The sequence below is a fragment of the Nonomuraea basaltis genome, assembly GCF_005893125.1.
Taxonomy (GTDB): Bacteria; Actinomycetota; Actinomycetes; order Streptosporangiales; family Streptosporangiaceae; genus Nonomuraea; species Nonomuraea basaltis.
The window spans coordinates 1-16,403 of the sequence record NZ_VCJS01000262.1; the positions used below are offsets into that span (position 1 = coordinate 1).

The 16,403-nt window shown below is 67.0% G+C and carries 11 protein-coding genes and 2 pseudogenes; 6 read left to right on the forward strand and 7 right to left on the reverse strand.

The genetic code is table 11. The annotated features are described in order from the left end of the window. Positions 1–327 precede the first annotated feature (327 nt). Both EJK15_RS59185 and EJK15_RS59190 read right to left on the reverse strand, forming a co-directional pair. Positions 328–1,647: an ISAs1 family transposase gene (locus EJK15_RS59185; protein WP_138719180.1), complete on the reverse strand. Its 1,320-nt coding sequence runs from the start codon at positions 1,645–1,647 to the stop codon at positions 328–330. 769 nt (positions 1,648–2,416) lie between these two features. After that, positions 2,417–2,671 carry a hypothetical protein gene (locus EJK15_RS59190; protein WP_138719181.1) on the reverse strand — a complete coding sequence of 85 codons (255 nt, stop codon included), beginning with the start codon at positions 2,669–2,671 and terminating at the stop codon, positions 2,417–2,419. Between the two features lie 354 nt (positions 2,672–3,025). On the opposite strand from EJK15_RS59190, the pseudogene EJK15_RS78155 reads away from it, so the two are divergent. Next, positions 3,026–3,285: pseudogene (locus EJK15_RS78155) on the forward strand (IS1634 family transposase); the annotation flags it as partial. Positions 3,286–3,342: 57 nt separating this feature from the next. Here the strand turns inward: EJK15_RS78155 and EJK15_RS59195 are convergent. After that, a complete protein-coding gene (locus EJK15_RS59195) occupies positions 3,343–6,405 on the reverse strand; it encodes a BTAD domain-containing putative transcriptional regulator (protein ID WP_138719182.1) in 3,063 nt (1,020 codons plus the stop codon). 221 nt (positions 6,406–6,626) lie between these two features. On the opposite strand from EJK15_RS59195, the gene EJK15_RS59200 reads away from it, so the two are divergent. Then, positions 6,627–7,829, forward strand: coding sequence for an ISAs1 family transposase (locus tag EJK15_RS59200; RefSeq protein WP_171075202.1), 1,203 nt, complete (start codon positions 6,627–6,629; stop codon positions 7,827–7,829). A 142-nt stretch (positions 7,830–7,971) separates the two neighbouring features. Here EJK15_RS59200 and EJK15_RS59205 read toward each other — a convergent pair whose 3' ends face one another. Beyond that, the gene (locus tag EJK15_RS59205) at positions 7,972–8,346 is read right to left on the reverse strand and encodes a hypothetical protein (protein WP_138719184.1); all 375 of its coding nucleotides are present in this window, start codon (positions 8,344–8,346) and stop codon (positions 7,972–7,974) included. A gap of 272 nt (positions 8,347–8,618) precedes the next feature. After that, positions 8,619–8,876 (reverse strand): AfsR/SARP family transcriptional regulator, encoded by a 258-nt coding sequence (locus EJK15_RS59210; RefSeq protein ID WP_138719185.1) that lies wholly within the window; start codon positions 8,874–8,876, stop codon positions 8,619–8,621. A 374-nt stretch (positions 8,877–9,250) separates the two neighbouring features. On the opposite strand from EJK15_RS59210, the gene EJK15_RS71970 reads away from it, so the two are divergent. From EJK15_RS71970 to EJK15_RS76845, 3 genes and pseudogenes are all read left to right on the forward strand, one after another. Continuing rightward, entirely contained in the window at positions 9,251–9,397 is a 147-nt protein-coding gene (locus EJK15_RS71970; RefSeq protein WP_171075203.1) for a hypothetical protein, read from the forward strand. Between the two features lie 149 nt (positions 9,398–9,546). After that, a complete protein-coding gene (locus EJK15_RS59215; RefSeq protein ID WP_171075204.1) occupies positions 9,547–10,536 on the forward strand; it encodes a helix-turn-helix transcriptional regulator in 990 nt (329 codons plus the stop codon). A gap of 148 nt (positions 10,537–10,684) precedes the next feature. Next, positions 10,685–11,086, forward strand: a pseudogene (locus EJK15_RS76845) (DDE-type integrase/transposase/recombinase); the annotation flags it as partial. Positions 11,087–11,182: 96 nt separating this feature from the next. Here EJK15_RS76845 and EJK15_RS59225 read toward each other — a convergent pair. After that, positions 11,183–11,941 (reverse strand): LysR family substrate-binding domain-containing protein, encoded by a 759-nt coding sequence (locus tag EJK15_RS59225; RefSeq protein WP_240777905.1) that lies wholly within the window; start codon positions 11,939–11,941, stop codon positions 11,183–11,185. A gap of 612 nt (positions 11,942–12,553) precedes the next feature. On the opposite strand from EJK15_RS59225, the gene EJK15_RS59230 reads away from it, so the two are divergent. Next, positions 12,554–15,607, forward strand: coding sequence for an AfsR/SARP family transcriptional regulator (locus EJK15_RS59230; protein WP_138719188.1), 3,054 nt, complete (start codon positions 12,554–12,556; stop codon positions 15,605–15,607). 283 nt (positions 15,608–15,890) lie between these two features. On the opposite strand, the gene EJK15_RS59235 is transcribed toward EJK15_RS59230, so the two are convergent. Continuing rightward, entirely contained in the window at positions 15,891–16,301 is a 411-nt protein-coding gene (locus EJK15_RS59235) for an AMP-binding protein (RefSeq protein WP_240777906.1), read from the reverse strand. Positions 16,302–16,403: the final 102 nt, after the last annotated feature.

Consider the following 16,403-nt stretch of genomic DNA (forward strand, 5'->3'; position numbering starts at 1 on the left):
GGCCTGACCCGACCGGCGCCTGGCTGCGGAGGGCGTAGGCACACGACCCTCTACGGCCCTGCACGCGTTCCCCCAGGTCAACCCTCAATTCCGGGCTCACGTGTGACTACCAACTGCGGAACCCGGGTCAATGCGGCGAGGGTGGCCCCAATGTCGAGCTGATCATCAAGGGTGACGGGACGCTGCGAGAAGGCTGAACGATCAAGAAGATCCTTAAGCCCAGCCCGCGCCTGGTCGCGCTGTCCGTTGACAGGACACCTCACCGCGTTCGCGCAGATGATGACTAACCGCCACGGCCCCGGCATGTTGACCGTTTGAGCGGTCTGGTCACAGATTGAACAGGGCGAGGAGTCGCTGGGGGACGTGGGTGTAGTGCCTGCGTGCGTGAGCGATGTTGGCGTGGTCTTTCTGGCGGAATGCGCCGAGGACGAGGTTGCGCAGGCAGGCGAGGACGTGGGGCAACTGGCCGGTTCTGGCCTGGCATTCGTCTTCGCGGTAGGTGCGATCTCGGACGTAATGCTCGCGATTTTCCACTGTCCAGTGCCGACGGACGTAGATGCCCAGGTGGGCGGGTCCGGCGACGTCGGGGGGTGCGTTGGTGATCCCGTAGGCCACCTCCTTGCTGACCCCTGGCCCGCCGGTTTCGGCGACTTGCCGCACGATCCGGAAGACCTGGGCGGCATGGGGGAAGTCGATCCCGTCGGCCGCAGCGGTGCGGATGGTGCGGCGTTCGCGGCGGCCGTGCCCCTTGTCGAGGTCGGTGTGTCCGGTCGCGGCCCGCTCGTGTGCGGCATCAGTGCCGCCGGCCAGGGCCAGCATCGCCGCCGCCAGCGCTTTCGGCTGATTCTCCTTCAAGATCATGACGTAGTAGAGGCCGAGGTCCTCGCTGAGATGCCGAGCTGTCTCACGGACGGTATGGAGCGCATCGACGGTGACGACCGCGATATCGCCGCAGGCCAGAGCGTCGAGCAGCAGCGGCGCCAACTCAGGGACCTCGCTGGTCTTGTCGGCGATCCGCCGCTGGCCCAAGACCACCCCACGGGTGTGATGCAGCAGCGACAGCAACTGCGGCCCGTGCTCCTCGCCGTGGCGGGCTCCCCGAAGCGCCTTGCCGTCGGCGGCCCCGCCAGCCAGCACCCCCGCTGGATCCGGCCGCTGCCGTGCCCGCTGCCGAGCCCGGCGCGTCTCGCGTTCCACGCCCATGCCCACCCGCAGATGCGCTGCAACGTCCTCGATCTCTGCTGTCTCCACACACCGCTCGGATGCCTGGCCCTCGCCGAACTCGCCGAACTCGCCGATCGCGGCCTGCCCGCCCAGATAGCGGCAGGTTTGCCGGTCCAGCTCGTCACCATCGACCCCGGCCAGTACCCGGCGCAGGGTCCGCTCGCTGGGTGCTCGGTGCAACCCGGTCCACGGATCACGTCGGCACCCCAGCACCGCCAGCAGTTCCTGCGGGGCGTCGTCGGCCCAGTGGCTGATGCCCGTCACGGTGTTCCCACCCACCGTCGCCGTGCCGTACGTAGCCACCGCCAAAATCGATTCCAGCGAGTGCAGCGTGTTGTACGCCGCCCGGGAGTCATGCACCGCCCGAAACCGGGCCATAAGTCCACCGCCGACACCGTCCGACTGTGCCACCTCGGCGAACATGCCCTCCTCGGCAGGGCGGTGCGGCAATGATAGGGCAGCAGTGGGCACGGTTCCTCCCGCAGATCTTCGGTGTGGAAACCTCGATCTTGAGGAATCGTGCCCCTTCTCACGCCTGGAATGGGCCAGTTTTTACCCGTGGCGACAACCGCGTTCGACCGTGCATCGCGCGCCCAACCCCGTCAAATCCACAACATGCCGGGGCCGTGGACTAACCGCAGCGTGCCAGCGTCATACGAAGCAGCGGGTGCCAGCGCGTCTCGAAGGTGTCCAGCGCGTATTCCGCCGCGCTTCTTCGAGATCACCTCACCCATGACGATCGTGTGGGTGCAGCCGGGAAGGGACGAGCGCGAGCGCATTCGACGTGGCGAACTGGTGAGCCAGAAGCAGCGGTTTGCGTGGCGGTTTCGCCGACAGCGCCTTGCTGGCATAGGCGGCCCAGTGCCTGGCTCGCCGAGATCGCTCGCCGCGACGAAGACCCCGTTCATCGTGCCCCGGATGGCCCGCCAGGCCCGATGAGGGTCTGCCAGGCCGTCGGCACGTTGCCGACCTTGTGCGGGAGTGCGAGCAGGCCGGCCTGGCGGCGCGAGCAAGCGAGCAGGAGCGGACCGGTCTCCGGCGCGCCCGCGTCGTCCGCCTTTGTTCAGAGCGGACGACTTGGGAAGCCCGGCTTCGCCGGCGACACCTCGGTCCGGACGACGACGCCGTCAAGCGCCACCCAGAATCAGCCCGGCTACGAGGCAGAGCACGGCAGAACCTCAGTTTCTGCGGCTTATCCGAACTTCATGGATGCCGTGGACACGCCTCCGCCGTTCGCCCAATGGCGGGAGTCAGAGGCGTTGGTGCCGTTGACCCAATGGCGGGAGTCAGGGGCGGCGGGAATCGAATAATCGCGGTTCTCTACCGAGAAGTCGCGGTTGTCGGCTGAGAAGTCGCGGTTCTCGGCGCTCGCCGGAGCGGCGGCGAACGCGAGTCCAGCCCCGGTGAACGCTAAAGTCGCGGCCAGGGCGAGAACGGTCTTGCGCACTTTTTCTCCTAATGCTCGTGTCTCTCGGTCTCCTGCGGTGGATCGTACGGAGAGCTGGGATGCCGGACTATCCGGTAAGTGAGCGGCCTGCGGCGCGATCCGGATACTGGGCGATCGTTTCCGGAACAGGCCGCGCGTCGCGGGCGTGCAATTTGTCGTCCGACCGGTGATCTCACGACCGTCTGTGAGGTCACTCGCCACCGTGGCGGAGCTTCCACGCGTTCCGCCGTGTTGACGCAGTTCCAACGGAGGTCGGAGATGGCGTCTCAATTACCGGCCGCGGCGAGGGCCGGCAGTCCACCCACTCGACAAAGTCAGGCGCCTTCTCGCCCGAGTTCCGCAGTTCGTGGGCACATGAGGCCACGCCGGTTCCGCACCGACATCGAACGGATCATCTTCGCCCTGGTGGCCAACCGGGCCATCGCCCCGTCCTCCAAGCTGGCGGCCACGGACTGGGGAGCCACACGGTGGCCGTTCCTGGCCTGCCGACAATGGATACCGACCAGGCCTATCGGGCGATGGATCTGCTGGTGAGCGCCGACGCCCGCGGCGAGGCCTCCCACAGCGTGTTCTTCGCGGTGGCCAACCTACTGAACCTGGACGTGGACTTGATCCGCTCCGTGCGATGATGGCCATCGATATGCCCGCCACTCCCATCGGTCTGGCTCGTCTCATCCGCGCGCACTGTGCCGAGTGCCGAGAGCCACCCCGTTGATGAGGGAGCTGACTTCGGCAGCTTCGGGGCTGCCAACCGCGGAGAAGAGGGTGACCGCTTCCCGCCAGCACGGCACCGCGGCATCGGCGCTCTCCTCTTCGTACAGGGCATCGCCGAGCACCCGCAGAGCCCTTGCTTCACCGAGGCGGTGGCCGGTCGCGCGGTGTAGTTCGAGAGCCCGCTTGGCCTGAGTTGCGGCTTCGGACGGTGCTGCGCGGGCGGTGCTGGTCTCTGCGAGCGCGGTCAGCGCGAGCCCTTGGAGCATGCGGAATGAGCGGTCGCGGGCGATCGCGTAGGCACGTTCGGCGTATGTGGCGGCGTCGAGATAGCGGCCAAGGCCTCTGGCGGCGTTGGCCAGACCGATCAGGCTCATGACCTCGGAATGGCGGTTGCCTCCCTGCATCGCCGCGTCGAGTGCCTGCTGGTGGAGTTCGAGTGCCTCGCGGTAGCGGCCGAGATCGTGATGAAGCGTGCCGACGACATTCAAGGCACCCGCTCGCAGGAGATGATCGCCCAAGTCATGACTCATCACAAGGGCCTTGCCGCCGAGCTCGAACGCCTCGGCGTGGTGCCCGAGATCCCGGCGCGCGGCTGCCAGCACGACCAGGCCTTCCAGCTCGACGCCGTGGTCACCGCGCTGGCGGCTGAGAAGAACACCTTCGTTGAGATACTGGACCGCCTCGTCGAGCCGTCCCAGGCTGTGGTGGACCGCACCCACGGTGCAGATCAAGGCGGTGGAATGGTTGGTGGTGAGCTCTAGGGCCTGATTGAGGTGGTCAAGGGCCAGCTCCAGCCGTCCGAGCAGGTGGTGGGCGTTCGCCAAGTTATTCAGGTAGGCCTCTTGACCGCGCTTGCGACCGGTCTGCCGGGACAGCTCGAGAGCTCTGTCGAGGTGTTCGACCGCTTCAAGAAGATGTCCCAGGCGCAGGTACGCGTTGGAAAGCCCGCCGAGGGCGGAAGCCTGGCAGTCCAGCCATCCGATCTCCTCGGTGAGAGACAGTGCACGGGCGTACCCCTCCATCGCCTCCCCGGGCCGGTCCTGATGCGTGTAGGCGTCGGCCAGGCTCAGCTGGATCACTGCTTGGGCCGTGCGCGTGCCTTCGGCCTCGGCGACGGTAAGGGCGGCTTGGGCGCAGGCGAGCCAATCGTCAAGGTGCCTACTCACCCAGAAGTGGCCGCGCAGCGCGTCCGTCAGCCGCCACACCATCTCGGCGGGACCGTGCTGATGCGCGTGGCGGATCATTGCGACGAGGTTGGCGTGTTCAGCCTCCAGCCAGGCAGCAGCGGATTCCTGACTGTCGAAGGCCGCGGGCCGGACGGTACTGGTGAGCGGTGGCGGCGGCAGCCGTACCCAATGGGGGTGGAGCAATTGAGCGGCGGCGAGCACGCTGTGCAGATACCAGTCGTACAAGCGCCGCTGGGCCTCCAGCAGCTCGCTGGGGGGTTCGTCGGAGTGGGCGTGCTCGGCGGCGTAGAGGCGTAGGAGGTCATGGAAGGTGTAGCGGCCGGGGCTATGCGGGCGGATCAAGTGGTAGGTGGCGAGCCTGTCCAACTCTCGTCTTGCCTCGGCTGTGGAGCAGCCGGCCACCGCGGCCGTGGCGGCTGCGGTGAAGTCCGTGCCGGGCAGCAGGCCGAGCAGACGAAACAACCTGCGCTGTGAATCGGGCAGGGCGGTGTAGGACAGGTCGAAGGTCGCACGCACGGCGGCTGCTTGATCACTGCCGGTTTCCAGGGCGGCCAGCCGGTTGCCCTCGCGTAGCTCGCTCACGTAGTCGGTCAAGCTCAGGTGTGGGTTGGCACCGAGGTTGGCCGCCGCGATGCTCAGTGCCAGTGGGAGACGGGAGCATAGTTCGCCGAGTTCCGTCTCCGCCTGCGGAGCGGCGCGGAGACACTCTTCGTTCAGGAGTGCGAGGAGGAGGGAATGGGTTTCATCTGGCGAGAAGGCATCGAGGGTGATGCGGAAAGCGCCTTCTCGTGCGGCCAGTCCGCGCAGCTGATTGCGGCTGGTGATCAGCACCAGCGACTGTGCGCCGGGCAGCAGAGGGCGGACCTGCGCCTCGTCGCGGGCGTTGTCGAGGAGGATCAGCATTCGCCGGTCGGCCAGCAACGTCCGCAGCAATGCCGAGCGCGCGTCCAGCTCTGTCGAGAGCCGCTCGGGCGCGACATCCAACGCACGTAGCAGCATCTCCAGAGCGGCGGCGGGCTCGACCGGCGCACCGGGCCCGAAACCGCGTAGATCGAGGTACAGCTGGCCGTCCGGGAACCGGCCTTGGATCATGTGCGCCCAATGAACTGCCAGCGCAGTCTTTCCCATTCCGCCAGTGCCGCCGATCAACACCGGCCGCAACGCGTGACCGTCGGAGGCGGCCAGCAGCTCGCGCAGCTTCTCCAACTGGGCGCGTCGACCCGTGAAGTGCACGATGTCGGCGGGCAGCTGTCGAGGAGGCGCGGTCGAGAGGGGAGAGACGGACACGGCTGCTCGTGACGGTTGTGCGGTTACGATCTTCAGCCGTTCCGGGGCGGTGGCCACACTGCTCAAGGCGGGCGGAACCAGCAGGGCGGGATCGCCGGTGAGGATGTCGTGATGCAGTTTCCGTAACTCCCCACCGGGATCGACGCCCAGCTCCTGACGGAGCAGGTTGCCGACCGTGTGGTAGACCTGGAGCGCTTCGGCCTGATGGCCGGACCTATGCAGTGCGAGCATGAGCTGAGCCCACAAGCGCTCGCGCAACGGGTGCGCCGCCGTGGCCGCTTTGAGCTCCACGATCATCTCGTCATAACGGCCTGTCCGAAGCCCGAGGTCGAACCAGCGCTCCAGCGCTTGCACCCGCTGCTCGTTGAGCACGAGAACGTGATCACGATGCAACGACGCCGACGGCACGTCGACCAGGGCAGGACCTCGCCACAATGCCAGCGACCGCTGGAGCAGATCGGCCTCACCCCTGTCGTCTCCGGCCTGACCTGCTCGCCTGGCACGGCCGACGAGATCAAGAAAGACGGCGACGTCAAGGTCCTCCACCGCGAGCTTGAGGACATATCCCTCCTCCCGGGTGTGGATCAGCTGCTGGTCGTCGCTGCGGTCGAGCAGAGTACAGGGCTGAAGCGTTCTCGGTTGGTGGGACGCACAAGGGCCTGAGACGGCGGGTGGTTGAGGGCACCCCGGGCCGTAGATGACAAACGCGACCCCTCATGATCGTTGGGTGTCTACGCCAGTCGATCAAGAACAGGGGCCGCGTTCGCGTGCCATCATCCCCGATCGACGTGCTCGCCCGCCACCTGGAGCACGTCACCGTCGCCGACCCGCTGACCGATCCGCTCGATCTGCCGACCCTGGCCGAAGTTCTGAACGCCGTCCCCGACCCGCGCAGCCGCCGGGGGCGCCGTTACCGGCTCGGCCCGCTGCTGGCGTTATCCCTGCTCGCCGTACTCGGCGGAGCAACATCTCTCACGAAGATCACCCGGTTCATCGCCGGATACGACCCAGACTTGCGCGCCCGAGCCGGCTTACCCGGCACGCCACGGCTGGCCGCCAGCACCCTGGGACGGCTGCTCGCCCGCCTGGACGGCGACGCCTTCGATACCGCCACCTGCACCTATCTGGCCTCGCTGGCTGCTTGTGCCCCAGCCGCCGCCACGAGCAGCCGACCCTCAGCCCGGATCGAACTCGCCGGCCTGGCCGTGGACGGCAAGACCCTGCGCGGCAGCCGCACCCCAGACGGCACGGTCCACCTGCTGGCCGCCACCCGCCACGACACCCAGATCGTCGTGGCCCAGCGGCAGGTCGAGGCCAAGAGTAACGAGATTCCCTTGTTCACACCTCTGCTGTCCGGGCTGGATCTGTCGAGCGTGGTGATCACCGCCGACGCTCTGCACACTCAGCACGCCCACGCCCGGCAGATCGTCGAGGCGAGAGGTCACTACCTGTTCATCGTCAAGGGCAACCAACCCACGCTCCTGAACCGGCTCAAGGCCCTGCCCTGGCGCGAGGCGATCCTCAACGACCGCACCGACGAGCAAGGACACGGCCGCCGCGAGATCCGCCGCATGAAGATCTGCACCGTCCGCCCCGGGCTGCCCTTCCCGCACGCCGCCCAGGCGATCCAGGTCAAACGCCGCCGCACCGACCACCGCACCGGCAAGACCACCATCGTCACGATCTACGCCGTCACCAGCCTCCCACCAGGCCGGATCACCCACGCCCAGCTCGCCGCGCTGATCCGCGGTCACTGGAGCATCGAAGCCCTGCACCACATCCGCGACGTCACCTACCGCGAAGACGCCTCCCGCGTCCGGACCGGCACCGCACCCCGGATCATGGCCGGCCTCCGCAACCTGGCCATCGGCCTGGCCCGCCTGATCGGCTGGACCAACATTGCCGCCGCCACCGACCACTACCGCAGCCACCCCGTCGACGGCCTTCAGCTACTCGGTTTCACAACATGAGAACGCATTGGCCCTGGGTGCGCCCTGCGGCCACCGCATCTGGATTTGTTGTCACGAACGATCATGATGCCGATGGCCGTTCGCATGCCTACCGGCATCCTGGCACAGGTCGGCCTCAAGATTTTGATCTACACCTGCTGTGTCAGTCAAGATTTGATGCAGCCTGGAGACGGCGCCGGTAGGCCTCGCCGTTGTTGAAGTCATCACACTCAGGGCGAGGAGGGAAGCCGAACCTGTAGGCGACACCATAGGCGATCCATGTGTCTTCGGGGTATTCCTCCAGCTGTGCAAGAAGGTCTGCGTCCTGGGCGGGGTCCAGATCAGTGCGTTGGCCAACGTGGAGGACGCACTGGGAGGGTGAGAAAGCCCGTTCAAACCATCCCCAGGCATAGGCCCTCACTTCGCTCTTGGTTTCGAAGCGATGTGACTCGATGAACAGCACCATGCCCGAATCCCGGACGAGGCGTGCGGTTGGCGGGAGCCAACCCTCACCACTCTCGAAGTCTCTGAATGCCATGTGGCCCTCCCGATCGGAACCCTCTATCAGACAAAAATGCCGTGAACTGGTGAAACCTCCCTGTGCTGCCGTGTCCTTCCGCGCCCTCGGCAAGACATCGACCCCGACCACATCCTGCGCTGGTCCTGATGGCGGCGACGTCATCAATATCGGGCAGCGGTCCGCCATAAAGTGATGGAATGAGGTGACAGCAGCTTCCATCACGTTACCCCGCCGACCCAATCAACGATCTACAGCTGCCGTGTCTGCACTCGTCCAGGCCTGCTCTTGTCTCACGGGGCGAGAACGCTCCGGCCCTGGAGCAGAGTACGCCGCAATCTGCCGATGTGTGTCTGAACGGCCCCGCGCGCATCGTCCGGAGCCTCCCGGCCGTCCCACATCCGTTCGGCGAGCTGATCGAGCGATACATGCTGGTTCGCCTGCAGGAGCAAGGTTGCCAGGGCAATTCGCTGTTTGAGCGCCGGCACGGCCACCGGAACCCCGTCGCGCATCACCTCAAGCGCGCCCAGAACACCAAACCGTGTCCCCATGCCGAAACGATTTCATATTTCCGCGACGGGGACGCGGAGTTCGAGGTACTTGAAGGTCGCCTGTTAAGGGGGTCGGCCAGAGCCTGCCTTGGTCTGCGCCCTCACCGCTCGCGGACGTCATGGTGGCCGCGTCCCGCGAGAGGACCCGCTGATGAAGGATGCCTGGGGCTGCAAGTCAACCAGACGACAGCGAAACAACGCCAGAACGACAACGAGTGGCAGAAATATGAGTAACCCGGAGGGGCCTTGAAGCGATCAGCCTCACCTAAGTCCCCTTGGATGCGAACAAGAGTTCTAATATTGAGGTACTCATAGTGGAACAGCGGCGGCCATATGTTCTCCCGGTGCATCGAGCGCATCGCCGCATCAGGCGCATGGGAACCCGACAAAACACCTCGCCCAGCCTGCGTGCCGACGAGATCCACGTCGAGCTGTTTACGCCGCCGTCGTCGGCTGAGCTCGACGCCGTGGAGCCCCGGGCCGAGATGCTGTGCAGATTCCTCGACATCCGGACTGGGTGAAGGGGCGGTGCCAACACATCGACCGTAGCTCGTCGCAATCCTGCTGATCGTCCCGTACGTCCTCGTCGGCTGGGGCGAAGATGCCCCTCCAACGCCCGGCCGGAGGACTGCCTGGAAGCATTCGATGTAACGTCAGGAGGATCAGTTTCATGACGCCCAAAGGTCATTTTACGGGCGATTTCCAAAAAATACGAGACTTCGTGTCCCGCACCTCATGGCCGCACACCGTCGAGGTCATCAAGGAATATCCGGCAGGGGGCTGCTACAAGGAGCTGTACGAAGGCAACATCGGCGTGCGTATCCTCTCGTACGGAGCCGAGATCCGTGTCGCCGTCCCGGAGGCCCCGGACTTCTACAATATCTATTTTCCGCTGAGAGGCGCGGTAGAGGTGAAAGTCGAAGGCGAGTATATCGACGCGCCGTCGGTCATCGTGGGGCCCCAAGAGAGGTCCGACATGTGGTGGAGCGTCGACCACACGTTATTGATCATCCAGGTTCCCTCGGCGCTGGTCGAGCGGACACTCGCCGACTATCTGGGCGATCCTCCGAAGCAAGCCCCCCGTTTCCGGCCGGCTATTACCTGTGACAGCGCTTTCAGCGGGGTCCTCACCATGTTGTCGCTGATGAGCGTGTTCGACAGGCTACCGTTCATGGCCTCGCCCTTCGCCGGGCATCACTTCGAGCAATTTCTGCTGCACACCCTTCTGGACTCGCAGCCGCACGACTACTCATCCATCCTTGGCGAGCCTGACGCCGCGTCCAGTCCAGCTGCGTTGCGGCGAGCGCAGATCTACTGTGAGGAACACGCGGATGAATGCGTCTCCCTGCGAGACATCGCCGCAGCGGCCAGGGTCAGCGTCCGCACCCTGCAACACGATTTTCGCAATCACCTGCAAACTACGCCTCTCGCCTACCTGCGCCAGGTACGACTGGCGCATGCCCATGCCGACCTGGTACGCATCGCCCAGACAGGTGGTCAGACCACTGTCACGGAAGTGGCCATGCGTTGGGGTTTCACGCATCTGGGCCGCTTCGCCAGCCTCTACAGGGAGACATATGGCCGATCGCCCTCGAGCACCCTGAACGGGTCACGTGAGGCTTCACGCCTTGCCTCGCCGCGCAATCAGGGCTGCAGATGACAAACGGCGACCCCTCATGATCACTTCGTTTCCACGCCAGTCGACCAAGAACAGGAACGCGTTGGCGTGCCATCATCCCCAACCGACGTGCTCGACCGCCGACTGGGACACATCACCGTCGCCGAGCCGCTGACCAGCCTGCTCGATGGCGGCAGACCTGGTAAAGCGGGACTTTTCCGCACCGCGGCCGAACACGGTCTGGGTCGCCGACTTCACCTACGTGCACGCCTGGTGCGGCATCGTCTACGCCTTCGTCGTCGACGTGTACTCCTGGGCGATCGCCGGCTGGGCGGCCTCGGTGTCCAAGCGCGCCGGCCTGGTGCTGGACGCCCTGGACATGGCCCTGTGGCGGCGCGAGCGCATCGGCCGGCCGGTCGAGCCGGGACTGATCCACCACTCGGACGCGGGTAGTCAAGGCGAGCACCGTCTGGACTGCCAGCGAGTGCGATGTCGGCCAACCGCCGGACGTAACGGTCGTGCACCCGAGCCGAGGCGTGCCCACAGCACGGGCAGTTCCCCGCCTCTGCTCGAACTCGAGCGCGTAGCGTGATCACGTTCGCCACCCGCTCGACGACGTGAACGTGCAGAGATGATCAGCGAGTCAGTCCTCGCACCGAAGAGTCCACCGAACGGCGGATACCGCCGTTCAGGAGGAGGTGACCAAGTCGTGAGCGGCCTCGGCGAAGGCGCGGACCCGAACGGTGGCGCCGTCGGTCCGCCACAGCAGGCCCCATCGCAGTGGCGGGGCGTCGCTGATGGGGATGTAGGCGACGTCGGGGCGTGCGTAGTAGCGCGTGGCCTGGGCGCCGACGGGGAAGGCGCCGTGGCCGGCGCCGATGAGGGTGAGCATCTCGTTGAACGTCGAGGCCGAGGGGCAGGGCTCGATCGGCCGTCCCGCGGGAGTGGCACGGGGAGTTCGGTCTTCTCGCAGCGAGACGGGCAGGGTGTCCGGTAGCTGGAGGAGCTTCACCCTGGCCAGATCGTCGAGCGCGACCGACGTACGGCGGGCGAAGGGATGCTGGGACGGCACGGCGAGCATGCGCATTTCGGACATCAGCACCGGACCGGTGACGATGTCCGGCTCGTCGATGGGGAACGTGCCGAGCGCAAGATCGACCTGGCCATCGCGCAGCCAGGGCATCAGATCGACCATCTGCGCTTCGCGGAGCCGAACATCGCACTCCGGCAGGCGACGGCGGAACAACTCGGCGGCCCCGACGAGCAGCTGCCCGCCCGCCGCGCCGACGAAGGCCACCCGCAGGGTGCCGGTCAGGCCGCGCCCGGTGTCGATCGCCCGCGCGAACGCCGCGGCGATCTGGTCCCAGGCGGGCCGAACCTCCTCGTACAGCTGCCGGCCCACTGCGGTCAACTCCACCCGGCGGCTGGTGCGGGTGAACAACGGCATTCCAGTTCGGCGCTCCAGCTTGGCGATCGTTTAGCTGATCCGGGCAGTGGACACGCGCAGGCGCTCGGCGGTGCGGCCGAAATGCAACTCCTCGGCCAGGGTCACGCGGCGAATCTTCCGTCGCGATTGTCCATGCGAGGCGGGATCGCGTCGAGCGGTTGCCTATCACTGGACGCTTCTGGGCACTTCGTCAGGCTCGCCATGCTGTTCCGGACCCCGACACGCCGTGGCGACAAGGACCCTCCACGCGCAGAACGTCATGTTCTGGTACCAGACGGGGCGCGGCACACAGGTCCTCGTCCGCCTTGTTCCGTGAAACGCGGTGACTCTGGTGCTGGTGGTGCGAAACTACCGTTGTAGTGCAGCTGATGATCCGTCAGCGGGTGAAGGAGGTGAATTTCACCGTAGATCAGTAGCCGATCGGTGCATCCGCGCCGGACGTACCCATCCACGTTCGGCAATGGTGTTCGCACGGAGCGTGCGAATCAGCGCCTTGATGATACGCAGGACCTCGTTGGCCGACCCCGAAAACGCGACTTCGCAAGATGTCTTGAGCTTTGGTCACCGGAAACGCTGATCGTCGTCACCCCGAGTCTTGACACAATCGTGGCCATGAAGAGCGGAGCAGGGTTGCGATTCGGTGTTCTGGGTGCGCTTGACGTGGCCAGCGCGGAGAGGCCGGTCTCGATTTCCGCTCCCAAGCAGCGCATCGCCCTGGCGACCCTGCTCCTGCACGCGAACACGTACGTGTCACTCGGTCAACTCGCCGCCACCATGTGGGACGGGAAGAGCCCCGTCAACGCGCGATCATCGGTTCAAACGCACATCACACGGCTGCGGCGCAGCCTCGGCGCCGAGGGCTCACACCTCATTGAGACACGAGATCAGGGCTACCTCATGAGGGCCGATCAGGAGAGCCTTGATGTCCTGCGGTTCTTTGATCTCCTCGACCGTGCCGCGCAGGCGGCCCGCGACGGTGCCGCCGCTCGGGAGGCCGATCTCCTACGGCAGGCGTTGTCGCTGTGGCGGGGCCCCGTCCTCGCCAACGTGCCATCGGAAACGATCCACCGCGACCACGTCCCCTCGCTCACCGAAAAGCACATCGGAGCCCTGGAGCGCTGGTTCGATCTCTGCCTCCTGCTCGGTCTGCACAGCGAGATCATCACAGAGCTGACCGCGGCGACGAACGCCCATCCGCTGCGCGAACGGCTCTGGGCCCAGCTCATGCTGACCCTCTACCGTTCCGGCCGCCAAGCGGAGGCTTTAGAGAGCTACCGGACCATCGCCGGATTGCTCCGCGAAGAGCTGGGCCTTGATCCAGCGGAGGAGTTGCGCTGGCTGCACGAGCGCATGCTCTCCGGTGATCCCGACCTTCAGACCCCGTCCGGCCAGCTCACGCCTCCGTTGCCGGGTGACAGAGCGACCGCGGAGATCTTGGCTCACGGACCCTCCGGCGAGGTTACGAGCGAGGACGCCCAGCGGTCGGCGGAGTGGCAGGCGCTGAACCAGCTCCCACCCGGCGTGGCCGACTTCGTCGGCCGCGCGGAGGCGATGGCGGCCGGGCTGGACCTGCTGGCCCAGCAGAGCGTCAGCGGCCCGCGGATCCTGGCGGTCTGCGGCCCGCCCGGCGTCGGCAAGTCCGCGCTTGCACTGCAGCTCGCCCACCGGCTCACTGATCGGTTTCCCGATGGCCGACTGTACGTGCGCCTCGACGGCGCATCGCCCTCGCGCCCGCGCAAGCCCGCCGAGGTGCTGGCCGAGCTGCTGCAGATGACGGGCGTCAAGCCCGCCGCGATTCCCGAAGCCCTGGACCAGCGGACCTCGGCCATGCGTGCCCGCCTCGCCGGACGCCGGATCCTGCTGCTGCTCGACGACGTGGCAAACATCGCCCAGATCCTCCCCCTGCTGCCAGGCGAGGCCGGATGCGCAGTCCTCCTCACGAGCCGGCAGCAGCTGGCGGGGCTGCCGGGCGCGGATGTGATGCAAGTGGGCGCCCTCACCAGGGACGAGACTCGGGAGCTGCTGGGACGGCTGGCCGGCCACGCCCGCATCGCACGGGAGCCACAGGCCGCCGACAGCATCGGCGCCGCCTGCGGGCAGCTTCCCCTCGCGCTGCGCATCGCCGGCGCGCGGCTGGCCGTGCGGCCCAACTGGGCGCTGGCACGGCTCGCCGCCCGGCTTCGGGACGAGACACGGCGGCTGGACGAGCTGGCGAGCGGTGACCTCTCCGTGCGTCCCAGCCTCGACATCAGCTATGCCGCCCTCCCCGAGGAAGTCGCGACGGCGTTCCGCCACGCCGGACTGTTCAACGGAGGTGACTTCGCCGCATGGTCACTCGGCGTGGTGGCGGGCGTCCCGGACGCGGAGCCATTGATCGATCAACTGCTGAGGGCGAACTTGCTGGAGGCCGCCGGGACCGACATCACCGGCGAGCCGCGCTACCGTCTGCACGACCTGCTGACCGTGTACGCGCGGGAGCTGCTCGCGGGCGACGACCCCGCCTTCGTCCGCGCCGCCGAACGCCGCCTTCTGGAGGCGCTCCTGGCGCTCGCTCGCGTCTGCTATCACACCGGCGACGCGACCGCAGCCTTAGACGGGCTGCGCCCGGTCCCGTATGAGGCGCGGCACACGCTTTCGGAGAGCCAACTGCGCGAGTTGTCACGCGTGCCGCAGGAGTGGCTCCTCGCCGAGCACAGGCAGTTGCTCGACGCCATCGAGCGGGCCTGCGCTCGCGGCTGGCACACGGAGGCCGCCGCCCTGCTCGGCCTCATCATTGACTACCTCGACGTCTACGTGGGCCGGGGGAAGGTGATCCGGCTTCTCGCACTGATCAGGGACGCGGCGCTCGCCGCAGGCGATGAGGGCGTGGGGTGGCGGGCCGAGTACCATCGCAACCACCAAATATTCAGCCAAGGATTGCTCGCGGAGGCCACTGCCGGCGTTAGGCAGTGCGTGGAGGTGTTCGACCGGCTCGAGATGCCTTATGAGCTGGCGCACGGTCTGGGCATGCTCGGGTTTTGCCTCTATCACGCGGGCGAGCTGGAAGAGGCCGTGGCGACGTGCCGCCGCGCGGTGGACGCCGCGGAACGCCTCCAGGACGACCTGCTCATGGCCGCCGCGCTCCGCGACCTCGGCACCGGGCTGGGCACTTTGGGCAGGTACGCCGAGGCGATCGATCACCTCAACCGCGCGATGGCACTCGTCAAGCGGCATGGCAGAGGAACCTCGATCGCCAACATCCTGGGCCGCCTGGTCGGCGTGGCGTTGCAGCACGGTGACCAGTCCACCGCGCGGTCTGCCGTTGACGAGGCCATCAAGGCGCTCGGCAGCGACGACCCTTACGGCACCGCCTGGCTGCTCTACTGGGAAGCGCGGATCACTGTGGCGGAGGGCAGCCCGGATGAGGCTCTCCGGCTCGCTACCCGGGCCGGCTCCTGCTTTATGGAGTTGAGTGATCAGCGCGGCGAGAATCTCGCAAAGATCGCGGAAGGGGAGGCTCTTATCGCGCTCGGCCGCCCCAATGAGGCCGCCTCACTCCTGGAAGCAGCGGCATCGGCCCTAGAGAACCTCGGCGCGGACCTGATGGCCGGGCACGCCCGCCAGTTGCGTGCCCAGGCGGAGGCGGACGGCGGATCCATTCCCAGGCCGCCAGCTCGATCAGGGTGAGGTTGCCCGGCGCCCTCCGCCTCCGCGGCCGGCCCTCGCATGACGGAGGAGATCAGCTGAGCGCGTGCGGGATGCGGTCGAGCACGGGGCGGCCCGGCCGTAGGAGTAGAAGTCGACGGCCTGCGCGCCCTGCCCGGCCAGGCTGTCCCGGACCGCTTCGCCGGACGAGATGACGCCATGGCCTGGTTCGATGCCAACGCGCCAACCTGGTCACCGCCATTGGCCTAGCTGAAGCCTCCGGCCGCCATCGCATCGCCCACCGCCTGCCAGCCTGTCTGAACATCTACCTGCCCTGGCGACGTGCCTCCACCTGGAGCGTGGACACCTTGTGCGCGCCGGACTTGATGACGTCGCTCTCGCGGTCGACGAGGTAGAGGTAGCCGTCCCGGTCGAGGTAGCCGACGTCGCCCATGCGCACCCAGCCGTCGCGGAAGATGTCGTCGGTCAGCCTCCGGTCCCGGTAGTACGCACGGGTCCCGGCGGGCGAGCGCAGCCATACCTCGCCCTGCTCCCCGATGCCCGCCGCCCGCCCGTCCCCACGGACGATCTTGAGATCGCCGCCCGACGAGGGCCGTCCCACCGACGCGGGCCGCTCTGGGTCCACGATCATCACGGTCTGCGCCGGGGCCGCCTCGGTCGAGGTGTAGTAGTTGACGATCGTCGCTTTCGCCCGGGTTCCGCAGTTGGTAGTCACACGTGAGCCCGGAATTGAGGGTTGACCTGGGGGAACGCGTGCAGGGCCGTAGAGGGTCGTGTGCCTACGCCCTCCGCAGCCAGGCGCCGGTCGGGTCAGGCC